The sequence below is a fragment of the Kordiimonas aquimaris genome (genome assembly GCF_025574485.1).
Classification (GTDB): Bacteria; Pseudomonadota; Alphaproteobacteria; order Sphingomonadales; family Kordiimonadaceae; genus Kordiimonas; species Kordiimonas aquimaris.
In genome coordinates, this window is sequence record NZ_JAOBPO010000001.1 from 1183570 (window position 1) to 1203826 (window position 20257).

Here is a 20257-nt window from a genome sequence, read left to right on the forward strand (position 1 = left end):
ATGAGTACTCATCCTATCTCAAAGACTAAAAATACATGTATTCATGGAGCACGTGGTTTAGCTGCAATGTTGGTGCTTGTCAGCCATATTGGTGTAGGTGGTATCACTGAAGCTTTTTTTTACCAGCTTTCACCTTCGTTAGAAATACTTAAGTTTATATTAATTGCGGGGCAATATGGCGTAGAAATTTTTTTTATGATCAGTGGTTATTTAATTACTAAAAGTATAAACCGCCGCGGTACAATTAAGTCGTTCCTTATAGATCGGTGTATCCGATTGTATCCAGTTTTCATTCCGGCGTTGATGTCCATATTTGTGTTGGGGCCTTTTATTGGGTATCGCTATTTTGCTGGATTTTCTTGGTTTGACTGGATAGCTAACCTGATTTCTAATTTATTGTTCTTGCCTGGGGTTGTTCCGATAGAGGCTGCTCTAGTTGTTGCATGGTCTTTAAGTTATGAGGCTGTATTTTATCTTTCTGTTTGTATATATCGTTATTTGTCAAATAGTACTGTAAAAGTAGTTATCTTTTCCTCAGCAATGGTGTTGCCATTGATAGTCATATACCCGCGCATGGTTTTTTTTGTTGTCGGTGCGGGGATATATTTTCTATTGAGACGTGGATCTGAATTACCGTTTCGTTTGCCTTGTGGCTTCAATGTTAATCTTCTTATATTTTTCGCCTTACTATTCCTAATGCAGTACTCTCGTGACGTGGGTATGGAGATTGTTCCATTAGCAATGTTCATCGGATATTTGATGTCCGTTTTCTTTGGCTATTTGGTATTTAGCGAAATTGTTATGCAATCCTATTTTCCTAGATTGCTTCTATCGTCAAGGACGATGCAGTTCTTGGGCACAATAAGTTATAGTCTATATATTTGGCATACCATAATAATGTTTGGAACCAAGAGAGTTTTTGAGAGTACAGTTCATCAACTCGGAAGTTACATGTCATTTGCGTTGTTTGTAATTATTAGCGTCATGTTTTCCATTATTGTATCCTACATAAGTTACAGGGTACTTGAATTAAAGGTAGCAAAATTATTACAAAGCCTTGAAGCTAGGCCTGGTTATTAAAACGATAGACCGGCCAGTAGGAGCCGTTTATGAATAATAAATTATTACTGGATTTATATGGCTGATTATACAAAATACCCTCTGAAATTTCGTGTGCTTAAAGTTCTTAAATACCTTCGTCTCTTTGGGTTAATGAGAACCTTAAATAAGGTACGCGCAGCTTACCATATGCAAAAAAAATACTCGACCTTGCCCAATGTAAAAAGTGGGAACACTCGAGCACATGTTGGCATTGCTGGTAGTGGGAATTTTGCTTTCAGTACAATTGCTTACTACATTCAGAAAAACTATGGTCGGGTGATTCAAGGGGCAATGGATGTAGATAAAAATAGAGCTGCGTCATTGTGTGAAAACTACAGTGCCAATTATTTTACCGATAATATCAATGAGTTAATTGATGATGAGAACATTGATCTCATATATATTGCATCAAATCATGCCACCCATGCGGAATATGCGATTCAAGCGCTTAATGCGGGAAAAAGTGTCCATATAGAGAAACCTCCAGTGGTAAATGATGATCAATTGGGGCGCCTTTGTTTCGCAATGCAAAATTCCAAAGGCAATGTGGGGCTTGGTTACAATCGCCCTCAAAGCCCCCTTGGTATGAAAGTGAAAGCTGCTGTCGATCGCGAGATCGGGCCTATGATGATTAACTGGTTTATCGCGGCGCATGCTCTAGAAGATGACCATTGGTATTTCAGCCCCACTGAAGGTGGCCGTGTACTGGGAAATCTCTGCCATTGGATTGATTACACTCTGAACTTGATACCAGAAAAATCAAGATTTCCAATAAAAATTACACCAGCAAGTTCAAGAAAATTTCAAAGCGATTTCGTTGTTTCATACGAGTTTGCCGATGGTTCCCTAGCCGTAATTACGATGTCATCCAAAGGACATACATTTGAGGGGGTTGCGGAAAAACTTAATCTACACAGAGGAAATGTACTTCTGTCCATGTCTGACTTTGAGACATTAACGATAAAAATTGATCATCATTCTCGACGGTATTCCAATTTTTATAGAGACCATGGGCATGAGGGGGCTATCACACGATCTTATGAAATGCGAGCGCAGAGCCTAGATAGTAAAGCGCGCGAATCTAATGTTCGGAATGTTTGGGAATCAGCAAACCTTATGCTGCGGACAAAAGATGCTATTGAAAGAGGGGAAACAGTAACGGCATATGGTTATAAAATAGAAACTTGAATAAAGAGATATTAGAGATTTTCTCAACTTGCATTCTTTACTTTAAGCAGTGTCAATATGCTAGCTGATGTGGATATTGGTAATAAATTCAATATATTATCAGTTCGAGAAATAGGTTAACCGATGTTAATTAGTTTGGGTATCAATCATTGAAACAAGTTCTGCAAAACCTTGCTTCCGGTCGAACTGAGATAGCTGAAGTACCGATTCCTCAATGCAAAGGGGGACACTTGCTTGTTCAGTCTATCACATCCTTAATATCTGCTGGAACAGAGCGGATGTTGGTGGACTTTGGTCGTTCTGGATATCTGGAAAAAGCGCGGCAACAGCCTGAAAAAGTGAAGATGGTGTTGAATAAGGTAAAAACCGATGGTTTGGTGCCAACAATTAATGCAGTACGCTCAAAACTAGACCAGCCAATTCCTATGGGTTACTCGAACGTTGGCAGAGTTGTTGAAGTCGGCAGCGGTGTTTCAGGCTTTAAAGTCGGGAACTTGGTGCTTTCCAACGGCAGTCATGCCGAATATGTGAGCGTACCTCAAAACCTGTGTGCAAAAGTGCCTGAAGGTATCTCAACCTCCGATGCAGTGTTTGGTGTTGTTGGTGCCATCGCTCTTCAGGGCATTCGTATTGCCGCGCCGACTATGGGGGAAAACTTTGTTGTAACAGGCCTCGGCCTGATTGGTCTGATGACAGTGCAACTGCTCCGAGCGCAAGGGTGCCGAGTTTTAGGTGTTGATTTTGATGAGAATAAACTCGCGCTAGCGCAACAATATGGCGCAGATGTAGTGGACTTGTCAGCAGGCGAAGATCCTATCTCTGCAGCTGAGTGCTTTTCCCGCGGCCGCGGTGTTGATGGCGTGATTTTGACGGCTTCCACCAAAAGCAGTGACCCTGTTCACCAGGGTGCGACCATGTGCCGCCAACGGGGTCGCATTGTACTTGTTGGCGTGACTGGTCTTGAGCTGAATCGTGCAGATTTTTATGAGAAAGAGCTCAGTTTTCAGGTGTCATGCTCTTATGGCCCCGGTCGGTATGACCATGCTTACGAGGAAGGCGGTGCGGATTATCCGTTCGGCTTTGTTCGTTGGACTGAGCAGCGCAACTTTGAGGCGGTGCTGGATGTAATGGCCGCCGGCGGTTTATCGCTTGATGCGTTGAAAACCAAAAAGTTTGAAATTGAGGCTGCACCGAAAGCCTATGATCTATTGCTAGAAGATAAAGGCGCGTTGGGCGTTCTGCTTACCTACCCAGAAGTAGAAAATGCTGACGACACTATTTCGTCGCGCACCATTCGATTAAATGACCCTACTCCTCGGAAAGGAAAGGAATGGCCAATTCTCGCGGCCATTGGAGCGGGCAACTACGCTGGTCGAAGGCTTTTGCCTTGTTTCAGTAAATGTGACGCTGAACTTAAGGTGATTGCATCGTCTGGTGGCGTTTCAGGCTCTCATTATGGGAAAAAGCTCGGCTTTCAACAAACCACTACGGACACCGACGTTATTTTTAGCGACCCAGAGGTTGATGGTGTCATTATTGGTACGCAGCATAATAGCCATGCCGGCTTTGCGGTGAAGGCATTGGAAAATGGAAAAAGTGTTTTTGTTGAAAAACCGCTCGGGCTTACCATTGAGGAACTTGATAAAATTGAGAAGGCTTATGAAGCCGCCAGTGAAGCTGGGGCCTCGCCTATCTTGATGGTGGGTTTTAACCGCCGGTTTGCTCCGATGGTTCAAAAGTTAAAGGCTACCTTGGTCAAATCTCAAGAACCCATGAGTATGATTTATACATGCAACGCGGGCTCCATTCCCACTGATAGTTGGGTGCAGGATCTGGAGCGCGGTGGAGGGCGTATTATTGGAGAGGCATGTCATTTCATTGACCTAGCAAGGTTTCTAGCAGGCTCGCCAATTGCGAAAATACAAGCGGTCAGAATGTTGCTTGCCTCAGACCACTGTTTTGATACTGCCACTATAACCATTGAATTTGAGAGCGGCTCGATCGCGGCCATTAATTACTTCGCAAATGGACACAATAATTTCCCGAAAGAGCAACTAACAGTGTTTCAAAACGGGAAGACATTTTTTCTCGATAATTACCGCTCCTTAAAAGGGTACGGCCCCTCTTTCTCTTCGCGTACGCTAGGACAAGACAAGGGACAAGTAGGCTGCTGCAAAGCATTTTGCAATTCTTTACGCTCAGGTGATTTGCCTCCTATTGCAGTCGGTGAAATATTTGAAGTGGCCAAAGCCAGCATCGATGTCCACACCATGATCAGAGAAGCTTAAAATAGTGGCTAGCGATCTAATTACATATCTTGATAAGAGGTTTTACCCAAGTTTTTCATCGAACTGGGATGATCAATTATTTCGCGCTAAAATATTGAATTTGCTTCAGGCAGATCATGACTTGCTTGATATGGGGGCAGGTGCGGGTATTGTTTCGCACATGAACTTTAAGGGCGTTGCTAAGCATGTTACTGGAATTGATTTAGACCCACGAGTAGTTGAGAACCCTTTTCTGAACGAAGGCATCGTGTGTGATGTGGCGACTACACCGCTGCCCGACAATCAATTTGATTTCATCATATGTGACAATGTTTTGGAGCATATTACAGAAGCGGGGGCTTTTTTTAAGGAAGTGACCAGGCTTTTGAAGCCAGGGGGGCGCTTCTTGGGTAAGACACCAAATAAGTATCACTATATGCCTTTGATCGCACGATTAACGCCGCATTGGTTTCATCGTTTTTACAATCGCATGAGAGGCCGTGAGGCGGAAGACACATTTCCGACGCAGTATAAAGTTAATTCTGTAAAGGATGTATATAAGTTGACGGCTTTGGCGGGGCTTGATGTTTTAGGGGTGGAGTTGGTTGAAGGTCGACCAGAATATATGCGAATTTTTGCCCCGCTTTACTTGTTTGGAATTGTTTACGAGCGCCTTATCAACCGTTTTGGGTTTTTGAAAAGGTTTTCTATCTTACTCATTGTTGATCTGGAAAAGCCTAAGGTCAACTAAATGTCGAGGATTGCAAAGAGTGTTTTATATTGGCGTACCGTTCGCAATTTGAGGCTTACGCAGATTGTTTGCCGCGCGATACGACGGTTTCAGTTAACTAATATAGCATCAGGTACTTTCCCAGTTCCTCGGGAGAATTTTAGCCTTTGTTCTAAATTCACTGCTCGAAATCGTTCTATTTTAGGACACGGCAAGTTTGTTTTTTTGAACGTAGAACGCGTTGTTGCCTCTCCTTCCGATTGGAACAACCCTAACACACAAAAGCTATGGCTATATAACCTTCATTACCATGATGGCCTGGTTTGCTCAGAAACGCCAGGTGATGAAAAAAGAGACCTCATTCAGCGCTGGATCGAGGAAAACCCTGTCGGGGAAGGCAACGGCTGGGAGCCGTACACTCTTTCACTTCGTATCGTAAACTGGATCAAGTGGCTTTGTGCGTCAAACGAACCGGTAGCGGGCATGATAGAAAGCTTGGCCCAGCAGGTATCTAGCTTGCGAGGCCAACTCGAATATCATTTGCTCGGCAATCATCTTTTTGCCAATGCAAAGGCCTTGGTTTTTGCAGGCTGCTTTTTTGAAGGGCCAGAGGCTCAAAAGTGGTTGGGAAAAGGGCTTTCGATACTAAAGTTGGAAGTTCCGGAGCAGTTCCTCGCGGATGGCGGTCATTTCGAGCTTAGCACAACATATCACGCGACGCTCACAGAGGACCTTTTGGATATAATTAACATCACTCGCACTTATGGCCATGGCATTCCCGCTGCGTGGGAGTGCGCATCGGAAAGAGCGCTTGAATGGCAACGGGTTATGACGAGACCTGATGGGTTGCCTCCGCTATTCAATGATGCTGCATATGGTAATTCTCCGTCGTTAGATGAAATAGAGGCTTATGCTGCTCGGCTGGGTCTTGAGCGAAAGAGTTTGAAAAGTGAGACTGTGAGCGTTGTCGACCTTCCTGATTCTGGTTATTTTCGCATGAACGGCGAACACTATAGTTTGTTGGGTGATGCCGGAAAGATTGGCCCTGATTATATTCCCGGCCATGCCCACTGCGACATGCTAAACTTCGAGCTTTTCGCGCACGGTAAACCCATTTTCGTTGATGTAGGTACATCTACATATGAAGTATCGGACCGGCGAATGTATGAGCGTTCAACAGCGGCACATAACGTTGTTCAGGTGGGCAACCGTGAGCAAAGTGAAATGTGGAGCGCCTTTCGCGTTGCCCGCCGCGCCCGAATAACCAACCGGGAGGTGGATGAAAGCAGCGTTTCTACAACTTATGAGAATTTTGATCGAAGTTATCAGCACGCACGAAAATTTGTATCGGAGCAAAACAGAATTACCTTACGGGACGAAATTGTTAGTAGAAATGAGCAAGACGGTGCCATAGCGAGGTTTCATGTACACCCAGATATTGATGTTAAAATAGTCGGCTCTGAAGTTACCGTCGGTTTGTGTTCCTTGAGTTTTACTGACGCAGTAAAAATACAACTGGTGCCATTTAATTATGCGCCGGAATTTAATAAGCTTGTGCCGGCTACCTGCATTGAAGTTCATTTTGAACGCACATTGGAAACTATTATCTCCATATGAAAATACTATTTGTCACTGATAATTTTCCACCGGAAGTGAATGCGCCAGCCTCGCGTACCTATGAGCACTGCTTGGAGTGGGTGGCGCAGGGCATAGAGGTAACGGTTATTACATGCGCGCCCAATTTCCCGCGAGGGAAGGTATATGAAGGCTATAGGAACCGCTTCTATAGTTCTGAAGTTAAAGACGGCATTAAAATTATCAGGGTTTGGAGTTATATTGTTGCCAACGCCGGTTTTTTGAAGCGAATATTAGACTATGTCAGTTTCGCTTTTATGGCCTTTTGGGCAGGGTTGTTCCAAAAAACTGATGTGATTATTGCTACATCTCCGCAGTTTTTCACGACTTTCACTGGTTTTTTTCTATCGATATTGAAACGGAAACCGTGGATTTTTGAATTGCGGGATCTTTGGCCAGAATCAATCGTTACCGTAGGCGCCATGGAAAAAGGCTTTGCCATAAGCACGTTGGAGAAACTTGAACAATCTATGTATCGAAAAGCTGATCTTATTATTCCAGTCACGGATGCTTTTAAAAAACGGCTTATTGAGTACGGACAGGATGAAAGCAAAATTCATGTAATTCCCAACGGTGTAAACTCGAAACAATTTTATCCTATCCCAAAAGACTTCGAATTGTTTGAAAAGCATAAGTTGACTGGTAAAACTGTGATTGGTTATGTGGGCACCCACGGTATGGCCCACAGTCTTGATTTTGTGGTTCGTACAGCTAGTAAAATTGATGATACAGATATTCATTTCCTTTTTATTGGCGATGGCGCCCAAAAGAATACTGTTGTTGCATTGGCTGCAGAGTTGGCAATTACCAATGTTACTTTTTTAGACTCTATTCCTAAAGCCTCAGTACAGCGTTATTTGAGTATTATGGATGCGGTGCTCGTTCCCTTAAGGAAATCAGACACGTTTAAAACGGTTATTCCTTCAAAGATTTTTGAGGCAGCTGCTATGCAAAAGCCTATTGTGCTTGGTGTTGATGGGCAGGCGCGTGAAATGGTGGAAACTTATAACGCAGGTATTTACTTTGAACCAGAGAATGAGGAATCGTTTATTAAGGCGATATATCGCTTGCAAAGTGATGAACAACTTGATGAGCAGCTAAGAAAAGGCGGCCAGAATCTAGCTAAAGCGTTTGATAGAAAAGCCTTGGCAAATAGAATGATCGAAATTGTAGTCAATTTACATGTAACTAAATGTGTTGCCCAAAATAAAAAATGAGGAGGAAAATCATTTTGTTAACTCCAGATCCCTCGTGTGTCGACGATAATTTTCTCAGCGCGTTTGCTGGCAGGTAAGCGCTTAAATTCACGATGATCAACAAGTAGCACTAATATATCAGCCGCCTCAACCGCATCCGTCAAGCCAGTAAGTTTGAGGCCACTTGCAGCAAGGTCTTCTGGCAGGGCATCAATGTTGGGTTCCACAACAAGTAAAATGCAATCTAGCTCATTGGTAAGTCTTTTAGTGATTTCAAGCGCAGGGCTCGATCGTAAGTCGTCGATGTCTGCTTTGAAGGCAAGGCCAAGACAGGCAACTGTCGGGTTCTTAAAGCGCTCTACCGCACGCTTCACTTTATCCACTACTGCCGAGGGTTTGCTATCGTTCACATCCCGTGCCGTGCGGATAAGCTTACTTGTGTTTGGCGCAGCATCAACAATGAACCAAGGGTCAACTGCGATACAGTGTCCGCCGACACCAGGTCCAGGTTGCAGAATGTTCACGCGTGGGTGCTTGTTAGCAAGCTTAATAAGCTCCCAAACATCAATATCAAGATTATCCGATATGAGAGATAGTTCATTGGCAAACGCGATATTAACATCGCGAAATGCATTTTCGCTCAATTTGGCCATTTCGGCTGTGCGTGCATTTGTGAGAAAGCATTCGCCGTTCAGGAATGTTTCATACAATGCTTGCGCCCGCTCAGCACATTCATCGGTAACGCCGCCAATGATCCGATCGTTCTGCACGAGTTCGATTAAAACGCGACCAGGCAAAACACGCTCAGGGCAATGTGCAGCATAATAGACGCTGCCCGCGCCGCCAACCTCTTTCAGGTCAGGGCGGGCTTCCTCAAGCCATGCTGTTATTTTATCTGTTGCACCAGGAGGAACGGTAGATTCGAGTACAATCAAATCATCTTCTTTAACATATGGCGCGATTGACTTGGTTGCTGCCTCTACAAAACTTAAGTCTGCGGCATGATTTTCTTTGAAGGGAGTTGGTACTGCAATGATAAAAGCATCAGCCTCTGTCGGTGTTGTCTGCGCCTTTAGTGTGCCAGCGGAAACGACCCCTTGAAGAAGGCCGTCAAGATCAACTTCAACAATATGCGCCTTGCCTTCATTACTAGTTTTAACGGCATGTTCATTAACGTCGACGCCTGTTACTTGTAATCCGGATTTTGCAAATACAGCTGCAGTTGGTAGGCCGATATAACCGAGGCCAATTACACAGACACTATTAAAGGTATGCATCACATATAACTTTCAGAATTTGTTGTGCGGCTGTGCCGTCACCCTATGGATTGTGAGCTTCTGCCACATTCTTATAGTGACCTTGATCATCCAGAAGCTTTGTTGTTTCGTACACTATAATGTCTGCGTTTGTACCAACAAGCTTTGCCGTTCCGGCATCAACTGCTTCTGGGCGTTCTGTTGTGTCACGCATGACAAGAACAGGCTTGCCAAGCGAGGGCGCTTCTTCTTGAACGCCTCCGGAATCGGTTAAAATAAGATGGCTACGGTTCATCAAGTAAATAAAGGCAGGGTAATCCTGCGGCGCAATCAAATGAATATTCTCGTTTCCAGATAAATGCTGATACACAGGCCCCTTAACATTAGGGTTGAGGTGAACTGGGTATAAAATTTCGACGTCACTGCGTTCAGCAATTTTTGTCAGTGCGGTGCATATATTTTCAAATCCGCCGCCAAAGCTTTCGCGGCGATGGCCTGTTACAAGAACAAGTTTCTTGTCATCATCAAGGAAAGAAAATTGCGTATCGTAAGTGTTTACTAATTTCTTGTCATTCAGTATTCGGCTTTTTGCCATAAACAGCGCATCAATAACTGTATTGCCTGTAATATGTACTTTGCTTGCAGATATGCTTTCTTTGAGTAAATTATCGCGTGAACCAGCGGTGGGAGCAAAGCAATATGCTGACAAATTGTCAGTAATTAACCGGTTAGCTTCTTCAGGCCACCGGTGAATAAATATTGTGCGTACGCAGGCCGGCTTCCACATGCCCAATAGGGATTTGTTGGTAATAGGCAGCAAGTGACGCTGACATCGTCGTGTTCGTATCTCCGTGAACTAATACAAGGTCGGGTTTTTCCTCCTCAAAAACGGCAGTCAAACCCGTGAGGATGCGTGCCGTCACCTCTGCTAAACCTTGCGCATTTTGCATGATGTGCAGGTCATGATCAACGCGTACATCAAAAAAGCCGAGAACCTGATCAAGCATATCACGGTGCTGCGCGGTTATGCAGACGCGGTTGTCGATACCTTCAGTCGCCTCGAAAGCATGAACAACCGGTGCCATTTTAATAGCTTCTGGGCGCGCACCAAAAACCTGAAGAACTTTCATGTGTGCGCTTTCCTATTATGAGTTTACACATATAGCAACCCTTGAGAGGTAAGCAACGCTTTGAATGTAAAAGTATTGATGCTTTCAAACTATTTTCATCGAATTTTCTCCCGCTTTTATCTTCAATGAGAGAGTTTTGCGCATAATTCCCATTATGAGCAGTATCTGTTGAGAAGAATTGCCTAGCAATTGAACTCAATTCTTGTGGTGTTTTAACACAGTACCTTGCGGGCTTCTGCAATAGGCTTCGAAGCCTACATTAACAATTCAATATTCATAGATGTGCTTAATAGAATTATTGAAAAGCCAGTCAAAATAGAGGCTTGACTGCTTGCAGGCGCAGAGCAAGTGTCCAGACAGATTCGAAAACAGGTAAGGATATGTATGCCTATAGACACAAAACAAAAGGTATTCGCTGCAGAATATGTGAGGATGTCTACTGAACATCAAAAATACTCTACTCAAAACCAGGCCGCTAAAATTAGGGAATACGCGGACAGGCATAATCTGGAAATCATACAATCGTATGAAGATAAAGGAAAAAACGGCCTGTCACTTGATGGCAGGCCAGCTTTGAAACAGCTTATATCTGATGCAAAATCTGGAGCGGCGGTATTTAAATACGTTTTAGTTTATGATGTAAGTCGTTGGGGTAGGTTTCAAGATGCTGATGAGTCAGCTTACTATGAGTACCTTTGTAAGCAGGCAGGTTTAAAGATTGTCTATTGTGCAGAGCAATTTGAAAATGATGGCTCTCCAGTTTCGACAATTGTTAAAGGTGTCAAGCGCGCTATGGCTGGAGAGTATAGTCGCGAGCTTTCAGCTAAGGTTTTTGCCGGTCAATGTAGATTAATTGAGATGGGATTCCGTCAAGGTGGACCTGCGGGGTACGGTTTGCGGCGAATATTGATTGACCAGAATGGTAGTAAAAAGGGAATCTTGAAGTCTGGTGAACAGAAGAGTTTGCAGACAGACCGTGTTATTCTTGTCCCAGGACCGTCAGAAGAGGTTGACTGGGTTAATGCTATTTACCGTTGGTATGTGGATCAGGATTGCTCATTAGGTGAGATTGTTAGTCGTTTGACGACGCAAGGCGTCAGGGCAGAAGAAGGTAGAAAGTGGACACTACCAATTGTGCGCCAAATTCTCAGTAATGAAAAGTATATCGGCAACAACGTTTTTAATCGCCGATCTTTTAAGTTGAAACGACTTCATGTTGTTAACTCACCTGATATGTGGATCAGAAAAGATGGTGCGTTTGAAGCAATTGTTTCTAAAGACTTATTCTGTAGAGCTCAAAGTAAACTTAAGCAGCGCGGCAAACACTTTTCCAAAGAAGAAATGCTGGTTGGTCTTGCTCAACTACTGAAGCGCAAAGGGCGTTTGACCGCTCAGTTGATTAATGCTGATCCAGATGTGCCGTCAGCAATTACGTTTGCGAATAGATTTGGAGGTTTGTTCGGCGCGTACGAGAAAGTTGGATATACGGGAAGACTAGGGCATGAACGTTGGCGAGTAAGAAAGCGACTACTCGACGTTGCGCTCAGTCTTATTGAGCGCATAGAACAGACCCTGATCGAATGTGGGGGCAGAGTGGAGAAGCACTCTGTCCCTTTTCTTTTATCATTGAATGATGAGCTGCGCATTTCGCTGATATTGATGGAAAGTGCATATAGTCCTTACGGGCTAACTTGGACTCCTCTAACCAAAATCTCTACGGCAGATATCACTATCCTTACACGAATGGATTCCATGAACCTGGAAATTATGGATTTCATAGCGCTGCCATTTGAAATTAACCGTCAAATTAGCACAACTATTACACCCGCGAATGAGCGATCTTATGCGTGTTGGCGTTATGCCGACTTGGGTTTTTTGCGCCCCCTTGCGGGACGAAAAACGCTGCCACTAGGCGATCTGAAAGCAGGTGTTCAATGAACTATCCCAACAACAGGAGAAAAGATATGTTGGATGACATGCCTGAGGCGGCTGAGATGATCGCTGTGGACCAAATAGAGATATTAAACTCTAGAGACAGAAACCTGACAGTTTTTGAGGAGATCGTGGAGAACATCAAGACGATTGGATTGAAGAAGCCTATTACTGTGTCAAAGGGGCGTGATAGTGACGCGACCTCACCATACATATTAGTATGCGGGGAGGGCCGACTAAACGCTTTCAGGGCTTTGGGGGAAGCTGAAATTCCTGCACTTGTGATTGATGTGAATGAAGAGGATGCATTGATCATGAGCCTTGCCCTGAAACAGCTTGAGCGTGATGTGGCGCCTTGCTTGATATCAAAAGATGATGAGACTTATACATATAACCACCGTATCAACAGGCTCTCAACTGTGCAGGAGCACTATATGATCCGAAGGGCAATTGATCGCGGTGTGAGTAAAGAGCGACTTGCCAAAGCATTCGACGTTAACCTGAGCTCTATCAACCGATGTGTAAGCCTTTTGGAGGGGATATGTCCGAAAGCAGTTGAACTCCTGAAAGATCGACAGTTCACACCCGGGCTTTCCAGATTTTTGAGGAAGATGAAGGCGGCCCGGCAAGTTGAAGCGGTTGAGTTGATGATTGCAGGTAATAGTTTTACGGAGGCGCACGCTAGTGCTCTCTTAAAAGCCACAAAGCCAGAGCAAAGGTCAGACTATATGGCTAAGAAGCCTAAAAAGGAACAAGTGCCGCTAGAGCGAATTGTTAAGTTAGAGAAGGAGATGGACAAGGTGCAAGCACAATATCAATCTGCAGAAGAAAGCTACGGTAGTGATTTACTCCAACTTACCGCGGCGCGAGGCTACATTAAGAAGTTATTGCATAACGAAACAGTCAAGCAGTTCTTGACGGATCATGAGGCAGAAATTCTGATTCAATTAAACAAAGTGGTGTCTAATGAGTTCACTATCTAGGTTCGTGCTTTAACGTCTGCCAAGCCAGCTTAACTAGATTTGACGACTCCGTCCACTTGGTCATTTTAGCAAAGCTTGAAATCTGTTTATTCTGCAGGCTTTATAGCTAGGCGTTGATCAGCGTATTTTGCTGAGCCTAATAGAACAGCTACTTCAGTTAGGAACAGAATATATGTTGCTGTATCGCTAATGAGCGACATTGATCCAAAAAGAGCAGCGTTACTTAGGTAGAAAAGCAGTGTGCGTTTGGGACCGGATATTGCCATCAACAAATGGTGTAAATGATCACGCCCTGCATAGAATGGATTTTCTTTGCCAAGGCGTCGTTTAATTACAACTCTTAGGCAATCAAGCGTGGGAATGGCGAGCCATAGAAAGATCGTATCCGCATAGATAGTAATATTGGCACCCACGTTGTAGGTAAGAAGCGCAATAGACCCAACCAGAAGGCCCAGAGCGTAGGCCCCGCCGTCGCCTAAGAAAAATTCGCCTTTTATGTTGTAAACAAACATTACGCCGAGTGCGAAAGTGAGGAATAGGCAGATCGCTTGACGGTGTGGATTAGTGGCTACTAGAGCCATGAGTACCATCAAAACAAGGCTAATGCCTATTACGCCTCCATTGAATCCGTCCATCATATTGAAGGAAATTACAAGCGTCATAAGGCATAAAACGGTGAAGGCCGCGCCAGGCCATCGCCCGAGCTCTGTTGTGTAACCAAACGACCACATCAGATTATCAAGGCGAAGTTCGGGGACCCAAAAAACTAACAGAGACGAAATAGCCCCAATTAGTATTAACCGTACTTGCCAACTAAGCCGCAATCGGTCGTCAAACAGACCTAAAATTCCAACTAGGATTGTGCAAACTGAAATTCCAACCATGCGTGTGCTGGCTTGAAAAAAATAATGGTTGAGGAGAATAAAGATCGCGAGGGAGCTTACCATTAAGGCACCAACAAGAGGCGTCGATATAATGTGCTTCTTGTGAGCTTCCTTGGAAGGGTCATCCATAACACCTAACATTTCGCCCAAAAAACGGGCATTGAGCGCAATAACGAGCACCGACATAATACCAAGATAGGCAATAATTAAACTCATTTACTTGTCTCCAAAGTTGCTGATCAACTTATTAATTTAGTTTGGTCTGCATAATTCTTATATGACAGTTTACGTGGTTTTCGCAAACCTTCTGAAGAGCTACGGGCAGTGAGGAGAGTAGTTTCTTTTTTTTCGTCAGTTTATTTGTTTTGCAGTACTCGACCAATTGTACGCCTGAAGTGAGTGTGTATGCTTTTTAGCTCTTAATGAGGTGATTAAAATGTACGAGTGGATATTGTTTCCTTCTTGCAATGGATAGCAATTGCCATACTTGCTGCAACAACGGCGACCCATGTATAAGATACGGCAGGCATTTGTAGGGAGAAGTCTACTAACGAATGCAAGCCTAGTTGCATTGTTACAGTTATGCCAAGCGCAATAAAGCTGCGGTACTGCGCCCCGTGCTTGAGGGCACTAAATAGTGTTATCAGCGGTAATCCGCATGCAATGACAAGGATAGTTGCGGCTGGGATGCCTGCGTTCATTGCAATCTCAAGGTAGTCACTGTGAGCCCGGTCGAAATAAATCGTAACGTCCGGTCCGCGGTATACCCGGAAAACTTCATCGAAGGTACCGAGACCGAAACCTGTCAGTGGTTGATCCATGATTGCCTGCACCATATGAGGATATGCCGTGAAGCGTGCATCAAGCGTTGCACCTCCTTGCAGGCGTTGATCTAGTGCGTCGCCGCTAAGCGCAAACAAGCCGGCCGCGACAGCAATAACAGCAGAAACCATCATAATAGATTTTATGGTAGAGCCTCTATTGCTTCGATACCTGTTTGCGCTGAGGACTAGTAACAGAAACACGCTGATTGCTACCGACCCAAACCCAGCTCTTGAGTTGGTTAACAAAAGCGCACTAATTGTTAAAAAGATAGCGAGAGGCAGCCACCATGCCTTTGAAATCATCGTTTCAAGGGTATGACGGTATAGTTCGCGGCCGCTACGTCCTTCTGCAAGCTCGTCCTGTGCCCAGAAAAAAGCGTAAGCGATTAGGCATTGCAGGCCAATACCTACGTAGGCTGCGAAGTTGTTGCGATTAACAAATGTGCTTGTAAGGGAATTTTGGTTGGTCCACTTTTCAAACCATAGGAGTGTATCGTTGCCAGAGACATAAACAGTGAAACCATAAGCCGCTTAGAAACCAACAGTAACGCCTATAACCTTAACCAGGTTAACAGCTTTGTCCCTGCGAGAGCAAAACGCATAAACACCGAAAAAAAGGAGTAAATGCGTCAGAAAATAGAGCACGTTGTTGATCGTAAGTGCTGGGTTGACTGATATGGTTTCGAACGCTGGCAGGCTAGAGACAATTATACTTTGATCGATGGGAACATAGGCCTGAATAAAACCCCAAATTACACACAAAAATACCAATGCCGCTGGTAATGTGATGGCTTTAGGCCATTGGATCTCGTGACCGCGTATCGATTTAATTAAAAAAGCGATCGTTATTACGCCGACGGTCAAAACCCATAACCATTGCCAAGAAGGGCGCACACTTGCAAGTGGCAAGGGTGATAATGCTAGCAATGAGTATATCAAGAATTTCATAGTTACGGTTTAGCTTTGTAATACCAAGATCAGGAAGACTGATCATTATCCATACTTAATAAGCACGCAAGTAATAATAAATCTAGGCGCTCTATCGTCACTTGGTGCGGTGATACATGACTATAGTTCCCAGTTCAGAGAAATAAATTCCCTGTTCTGATATTGTAATTCCTGAGGCTGAATAGGCGTATTTTAAGGGCTTGGCAGGGATTGAAGGTTTTATGCAGCTTTAAATACCTAAAATTTCCCAGTAGTTTCCCTGTTTAACAGCGAAATAGGCAGAGATTAGTTCTCGCCAGACTACCTCCACCGCCACTTACTTTTTGCGAGCTTTTCTCTCAAAAAGTATTCGAAATTAATTCATTATATATCAATGCGTTATAAGATTTTTGTCATGAGGAAATAGACATTGGCTCTGAGAGTGTCATGCCTATTTCATGCACTGCGGAGCGAGTTTTCTGTGTCGAAAAGATTAAAGACTATGATTGTGTAGATACTCTACAGAAGCTATCGAGCTTGCTGTTGTTACCAAGCTTTTAATGTTATAGTTTGAGAATTCAAGCCTAATCAGTGTAGCAATCTGGTTAATGGTAAATGAAGCTTATTTAAGTGGGGGTAGAAATCTTACCTCAGAGATTTTGAACAGAAATCATTTGAGCACAACCACTCAATCATCACTTCATAATATCCGCTGGCGCGCGGCGTCTTCCAATAATCTTCCTTTTGCGTTTCAAGGTAACCGCCGGTTTTGCTCATTCTTAAAGCATGATCTGCGTTTTTAAATATCTTCACCGACAAATTTGAAGCGTCGTTCGAGCCTATTGTACTCTCATAAAGCTTTTTGGTTTTTCGCCAGTCGATGTTCCGGTCATTATCGCCGAAAATAGCAAGTACTGGGATGGATATAGATTTAAGAATTTGATCAAAGCTGGGAACAATAATTTCTAACCCGTTCTCGCTATCAAAGACATGTTCTTCAGACATGAATTTTTTTTGGTTTTTCAAATATAATTTTTGGTCAGCTTCATACTCGCTAGAACCCGGTTTATGCTCGATATATTGCTGTCCGGTTAACATCTGTACAAACTCGTTCTTCGAAAACTTGCGGCTAACACTCAAGTATTGTTCATAAGTTCCACCCGAATTGAAGACTAGATTTCCCTCAAGCCACCCGTTGTAAACTAAGTCTATTTCTGAAGTGGAATAGCCAGCTAACTCCAGGTTTGATCGAAGCAAATAACCCCAATTCTCAAAAGCATCTGTGCCGCTAATGGAAACCCAGAATTTGATGCTCGGGTCGCGACTTATTGCAAGTGGAGAAATCCAACCAGCACGACTGCCGCCCCATAACCCAATACGGTCGGATCCAGGTTCCTTTATTGCTTTCAGTGCGTTAATTGCGGCCAAAACCTCGTCAGCGCTGCTTTCAATTGGTTGATTTATATCGAACTCACCCTCACTTTTACCACAGCCGGGTTTGTCCCATACTAGAACCGAAATTCCTTTGGCGGTAAATTTAGAGCGAATCTCGCGAAATGCATTTCCTTCAACCACATTTGTTCTACCATAACTATGAACAACTATAACTATGGATGTAGCTTCGCCGTTTTTAGGGCGGCTGATAATGCCATTTAGATTGGAACCAGCGGACTTAAACGAAAATTCCTCTGTAGAATATTCTACAAAGGCCATAGCATTGAAAGAAATGGAGGAGCTCAGAACCAATAGAGTCCCAACGATGAAGGTCTTAATGCTCATAACTTTATATCCTTGTCGTCGTTCTTTTTTATTCTACCCAATATATACGAGCCGCCTTTCAATATTGATGCAATAAAACTCAATATAAATGCTTGTTGCACTTGGTTTTGGTTGTCCAAGCGCATTAAGGGCTGTAGATTGATATGTCACTATGTACCTAATTGAAGTTTCAGGTCCGCAACAGTTAATGGACGGTCAATATTCAATGTTTATAGAGCATGTTAATCCATCAATGATGCATTATGGGTGTTCTGTCAAAAAGCACTACAGCGCATGTTTCATGGATTGTGTTTTAGCTGGATACTCATCTCATGAAATGAATTTTATCAAGGCGCCTGTAATTGCCTAAAAATCATATCGTACAGAGAAACGAATTTGACGAGGTTCAACGGGGTGGAAGTGGATATCTTCTACAGGTGAGCTTTCTCCCTGCAGTTGAGACGCAAAAAAATAACTGATGTCATTATCTTTTGTATCAAGCAGGTTTAGTAGTTCAAACCCAAGAGTGAGGCCATGCCACTTATGATTCACACTACCGTTTAAAAGGGTCGTTGATGGTGCTTTTATCGTGCCATCCTCTGTAAGGGGGGCACCTCCGAAGTGACGGATGCGAGCACTGACTGTTAACGTGTCAAAACGCACAACAACCCCACCACCAAAAACGCGACTTACCGCACCCGGTATTTCATCGTCTACACCATTGATGTCAAAGCGTACGTCTGTTAATGCCCCGCTCATATCCAGTGCAAGCCAGTCAACGGGCCGCCAGAAAACACTTGCCTCTACGCCGTATCTATCGGAGCCATCGTTTGCTTCTGTTGTGCCGGCATCACCGACAAACACAAGTTCTGAATCCAGAGATAAAGAAAACAGAGAAACCGTTGCGACGAAATTATCATCGCTGTATCGGGCACCTACTTCTGCTCCTTTGGATTGAACAAGAATTGGTATTTGCGTTGCCTGTTCATTGCTGGCGGGGTCAATGCTGATTGTTGCACCGCGCACGTCGTTTGAATGAAAACCATGTCCGTAGTTTGCATACAACTCTAGTTCATCCGTAGCTCGCCAAGCGAGGCCCAAAGTTGGTGAAATAAGGGTATCATCGGCTTTGCCACTATTGGCTGGCAGACTTATCGCATCAACAGACCCATGATAATAGTCGCCTCGAAGCCCGAGTGATAATCGGATGTCTGGAGTGATGGAATACTCACCAGAAGCCCAAAGGCCAACACTGGACTGTTTAACCTGATCGCGGCGAAGCGTTGCCAGGCGCTGTCTCCCCTGCGTTCTAAACAGGCCGAGATCTGAGATATTATCATAACGCCCTTCGATCCCGTAAGCTAAAGTAGCGCGCTCACTGAGAAAGCGTTCCTGAGTAATTGCCCCGCCAAAATATGTACGTTCGTCCAGTTGTTCAAATTCATCCCCATTGACTGGGTCGTCCAGAAAATAGGTGAAATTTGAAAAAAGGGAAAAATCATAATTAACAATGTATGCAGATAAATTCGTGGTTGTGAAATCTGCAGCTTCATGCTGTGAGGTGATACTGGCACTGAAACGATTGGTTGAACCACCCAAGTCATCATCTATGAAGCCAAACCGATCAATTAAGCCGCTATCTACTACGCGTTGTGGAATTTGGTCTGTGGCAATATAGCTGCTGCTATATGCACCCAGATTTAGACTGGTTTCCCATTCTGTTGATCGATGCGTGATTTTGGCCAGACTGTTGATTTTTTCAAGGTCTTGTTCAAGGATCCACGGGCCATCTTGAAGAGCCCCTTCTACTGCTAATAAGATGTTTGTATCTGGCCCAAGTTCAAAGCTTCCAGCCATTACCGAGCGGTAATAGTCGAATTCACCGGCCGTGAATTGAACAAATGGATTTTCTAGGGTTTCGTAGAACTTGTATCGCGCTGCACCAGCAGAAGAAAAGTCGCCGTTATTAACGGAATAGGGGCCTTTAGTATAATCAACACGCTCCACAACTTCTGGGATAACAAAATTCAGGTCCAGATATCCTTGACCATGTCCGTGAGTTCGCAGGTTTACGGGCACGCCGTCTACATGGGCTGAAAAATCAGTGCCATGGTCAAGGTTGAAGCCTCTCAAAAAATACTGGTTTGCCTTACCTTCACCTGAGTGCTGCGTTGCAATTGCACCCGGGATTACCTCAACCAGTTCACCAACCCGGGAGATTGGACGATCCTTAAAGTCATCGTACCCAACCGTTCCTTCGGACGCCGCCTTAGCAATGCCAAGTAAGTTTAATTCTCGACCATAGACCACGATAGTTTCAATATCCGCGCCCGTTTCATTTTCGTATGCGGAATCATCTGCCAGGCATGATTGCGCGATAAATAAAGCCGAAGCATAGAGAGGCCAAACTACGACACCTATTTTATTGTTTTTCACGATACCCTCT

At 44.0% G+C, this 20257-nt stretch carries 13 protein-coding genes and 1 pseudogene; 8 read left to right on the top strand and 6 right to left on the bottom strand.

What is annotated here, in order from left to right:
• The 6 genes from OEU88_RS05560 (at window position 1) to OEU88_RS05585 (ending at window position 8138) form a co-directional block, all read left to right on the top strand.
• A complete protein-coding gene (locus OEU88_RS05560) occupies window positions 1–1080 on the top strand; it encodes an acyltransferase family protein (RefSeq protein ID WP_262694126.1) in 1080 nt (359 codons plus the stop codon).
• A 57-nt stretch (window positions 1081–1137) separates the two neighbouring features.
• The gene (locus OEU88_RS05565; RefSeq protein ID WP_262694127.1) at window positions 1138–2289 is read left to right on the top strand and encodes a Gfo/Idh/MocA family protein; all 1152 of its coding nucleotides are present in this window, start codon (window positions 1138–1140) and stop codon (window positions 2287–2289) included.
• A 149-nt stretch (window positions 2290–2438) separates the two neighbouring features.
• Window positions 2439–4577: a bi-domain-containing oxidoreductase gene (locus OEU88_RS05570; RefSeq protein ID WP_394805211.1), complete on the top strand. Its 2139-nt coding sequence runs from the start codon at window positions 2439–2441 to the stop codon at window positions 4575–4577.
• Window positions 4578–4581: 4 nt separating this feature from the next.
• The gene (locus OEU88_RS05575) at window positions 4582–5307 is read left to right on the top strand and encodes a class I SAM-dependent methyltransferase (protein WP_262694129.1); all 726 of its coding nucleotides are present in this window, start codon (window positions 4582–4584) and stop codon (window positions 5305–5307) included.
• Window positions 5308–5511: 204 nt separating this feature from the next.
• A complete protein-coding gene (locus OEU88_RS05580) occupies window positions 5512–6903 on the top strand; it encodes a heparinase II/III family protein (protein WP_262694130.1) in 1392 nt (463 codons plus the stop codon).
• Window positions 6900–8138 (top strand): glycosyltransferase family 4 protein, encoded by a 1239-nt coding sequence (locus tag OEU88_RS05585; RefSeq protein WP_262694131.1) that lies wholly within the window; start codon window positions 6900–6902, stop codon window positions 8136–8138. Before OEU88_RS05580 ends, OEU88_RS05585 begins: the two co-directional genes overlap by 4 nt.
• A gap of 17 nt (window positions 8139–8155) precedes the next feature.
• On the opposite strand, the gene wecC is transcribed toward OEU88_RS05585, so the two are convergent.
• Window positions 8156–9394 (bottom strand): UDP-N-acetyl-D-mannosamine dehydrogenase, encoded by a 1239-nt coding sequence (gene wecC / locus OEU88_RS05590; protein WP_262694132.1) that lies wholly within the window; start codon window positions 9392–9394, stop codon window positions 8156–8158.
• A gap of 43 nt (window positions 9395–9437) precedes the next feature.
• A pseudogene (gene wecB, locus OEU88_RS05595) lies at window positions 9438–10503 on the bottom strand (non-hydrolyzing UDP-N-acetylglucosamine 2-epimerase).
• Window positions 10504–10887: 384 nt separating this feature from the next.
• On the opposite strand from wecB, the gene OEU88_RS05600 reads away from it, so the two are divergent.
• Both OEU88_RS05600 and OEU88_RS05605 read left to right on the top strand, forming a co-directional pair.
• Window positions 10888–12441: a recombinase family protein gene (locus OEU88_RS05600; RefSeq protein ID WP_262694133.1), complete on the top strand. Its 1554-nt coding sequence runs from the start codon at window positions 10888–10890 to the stop codon at window positions 12439–12441.
• A gap of 26 nt (window positions 12442–12467) precedes the next feature.
• A complete protein-coding gene (locus tag OEU88_RS05605) occupies window positions 12468–13418 on the top strand; it encodes a plasmid partitioning protein RepB C-terminal domain-containing protein (RefSeq protein ID WP_262694134.1) in 951 nt (316 codons plus the stop codon).
• 86 nt (window positions 13419–13504) lie between these two features.
• Here OEU88_RS05605 and OEU88_RS05610 read toward each other — a convergent pair whose 3' ends face one another.
• The 4 genes from OEU88_RS05610 to OEU88_RS05625 form a co-directional block, all read right to left on the bottom strand.
• Entirely contained in the window at window positions 13505–14518 is a 1014-nt protein-coding gene (locus OEU88_RS05610) for an MraY family glycosyltransferase (RefSeq protein ID WP_262694135.1), read from the bottom strand.
• Window positions 14519–14733: 215 nt separating this feature from the next.
• The gene (locus OEU88_RS05615) at window positions 14734–15429 is read right to left on the bottom strand and encodes an O-antigen ligase family protein (RefSeq protein ID WP_262694136.1); all 696 of its coding nucleotides are present in this window, start codon (window positions 15427–15429) and stop codon (window positions 14734–14736) included.
• Between the two features lie 1269 nt (window positions 15430–16698).
• A complete protein-coding gene (locus OEU88_RS05620) occupies window positions 16699–17832 on the bottom strand; it encodes an alpha/beta hydrolase family protein (protein WP_262694137.1) in 1134 nt (377 codons plus the stop codon).
• A 345-nt stretch (window positions 17833–18177) separates the two neighbouring features.
• Window positions 18178–20247, bottom strand: a complete 2070-nt coding sequence (locus OEU88_RS05625) for a TonB-dependent receptor (protein ID WP_262694138.1) — start codon at window positions 20245–20247, stop codon at window positions 18178–18180.
• Window positions 20248–20257: the final 10 nt, after the last annotated feature.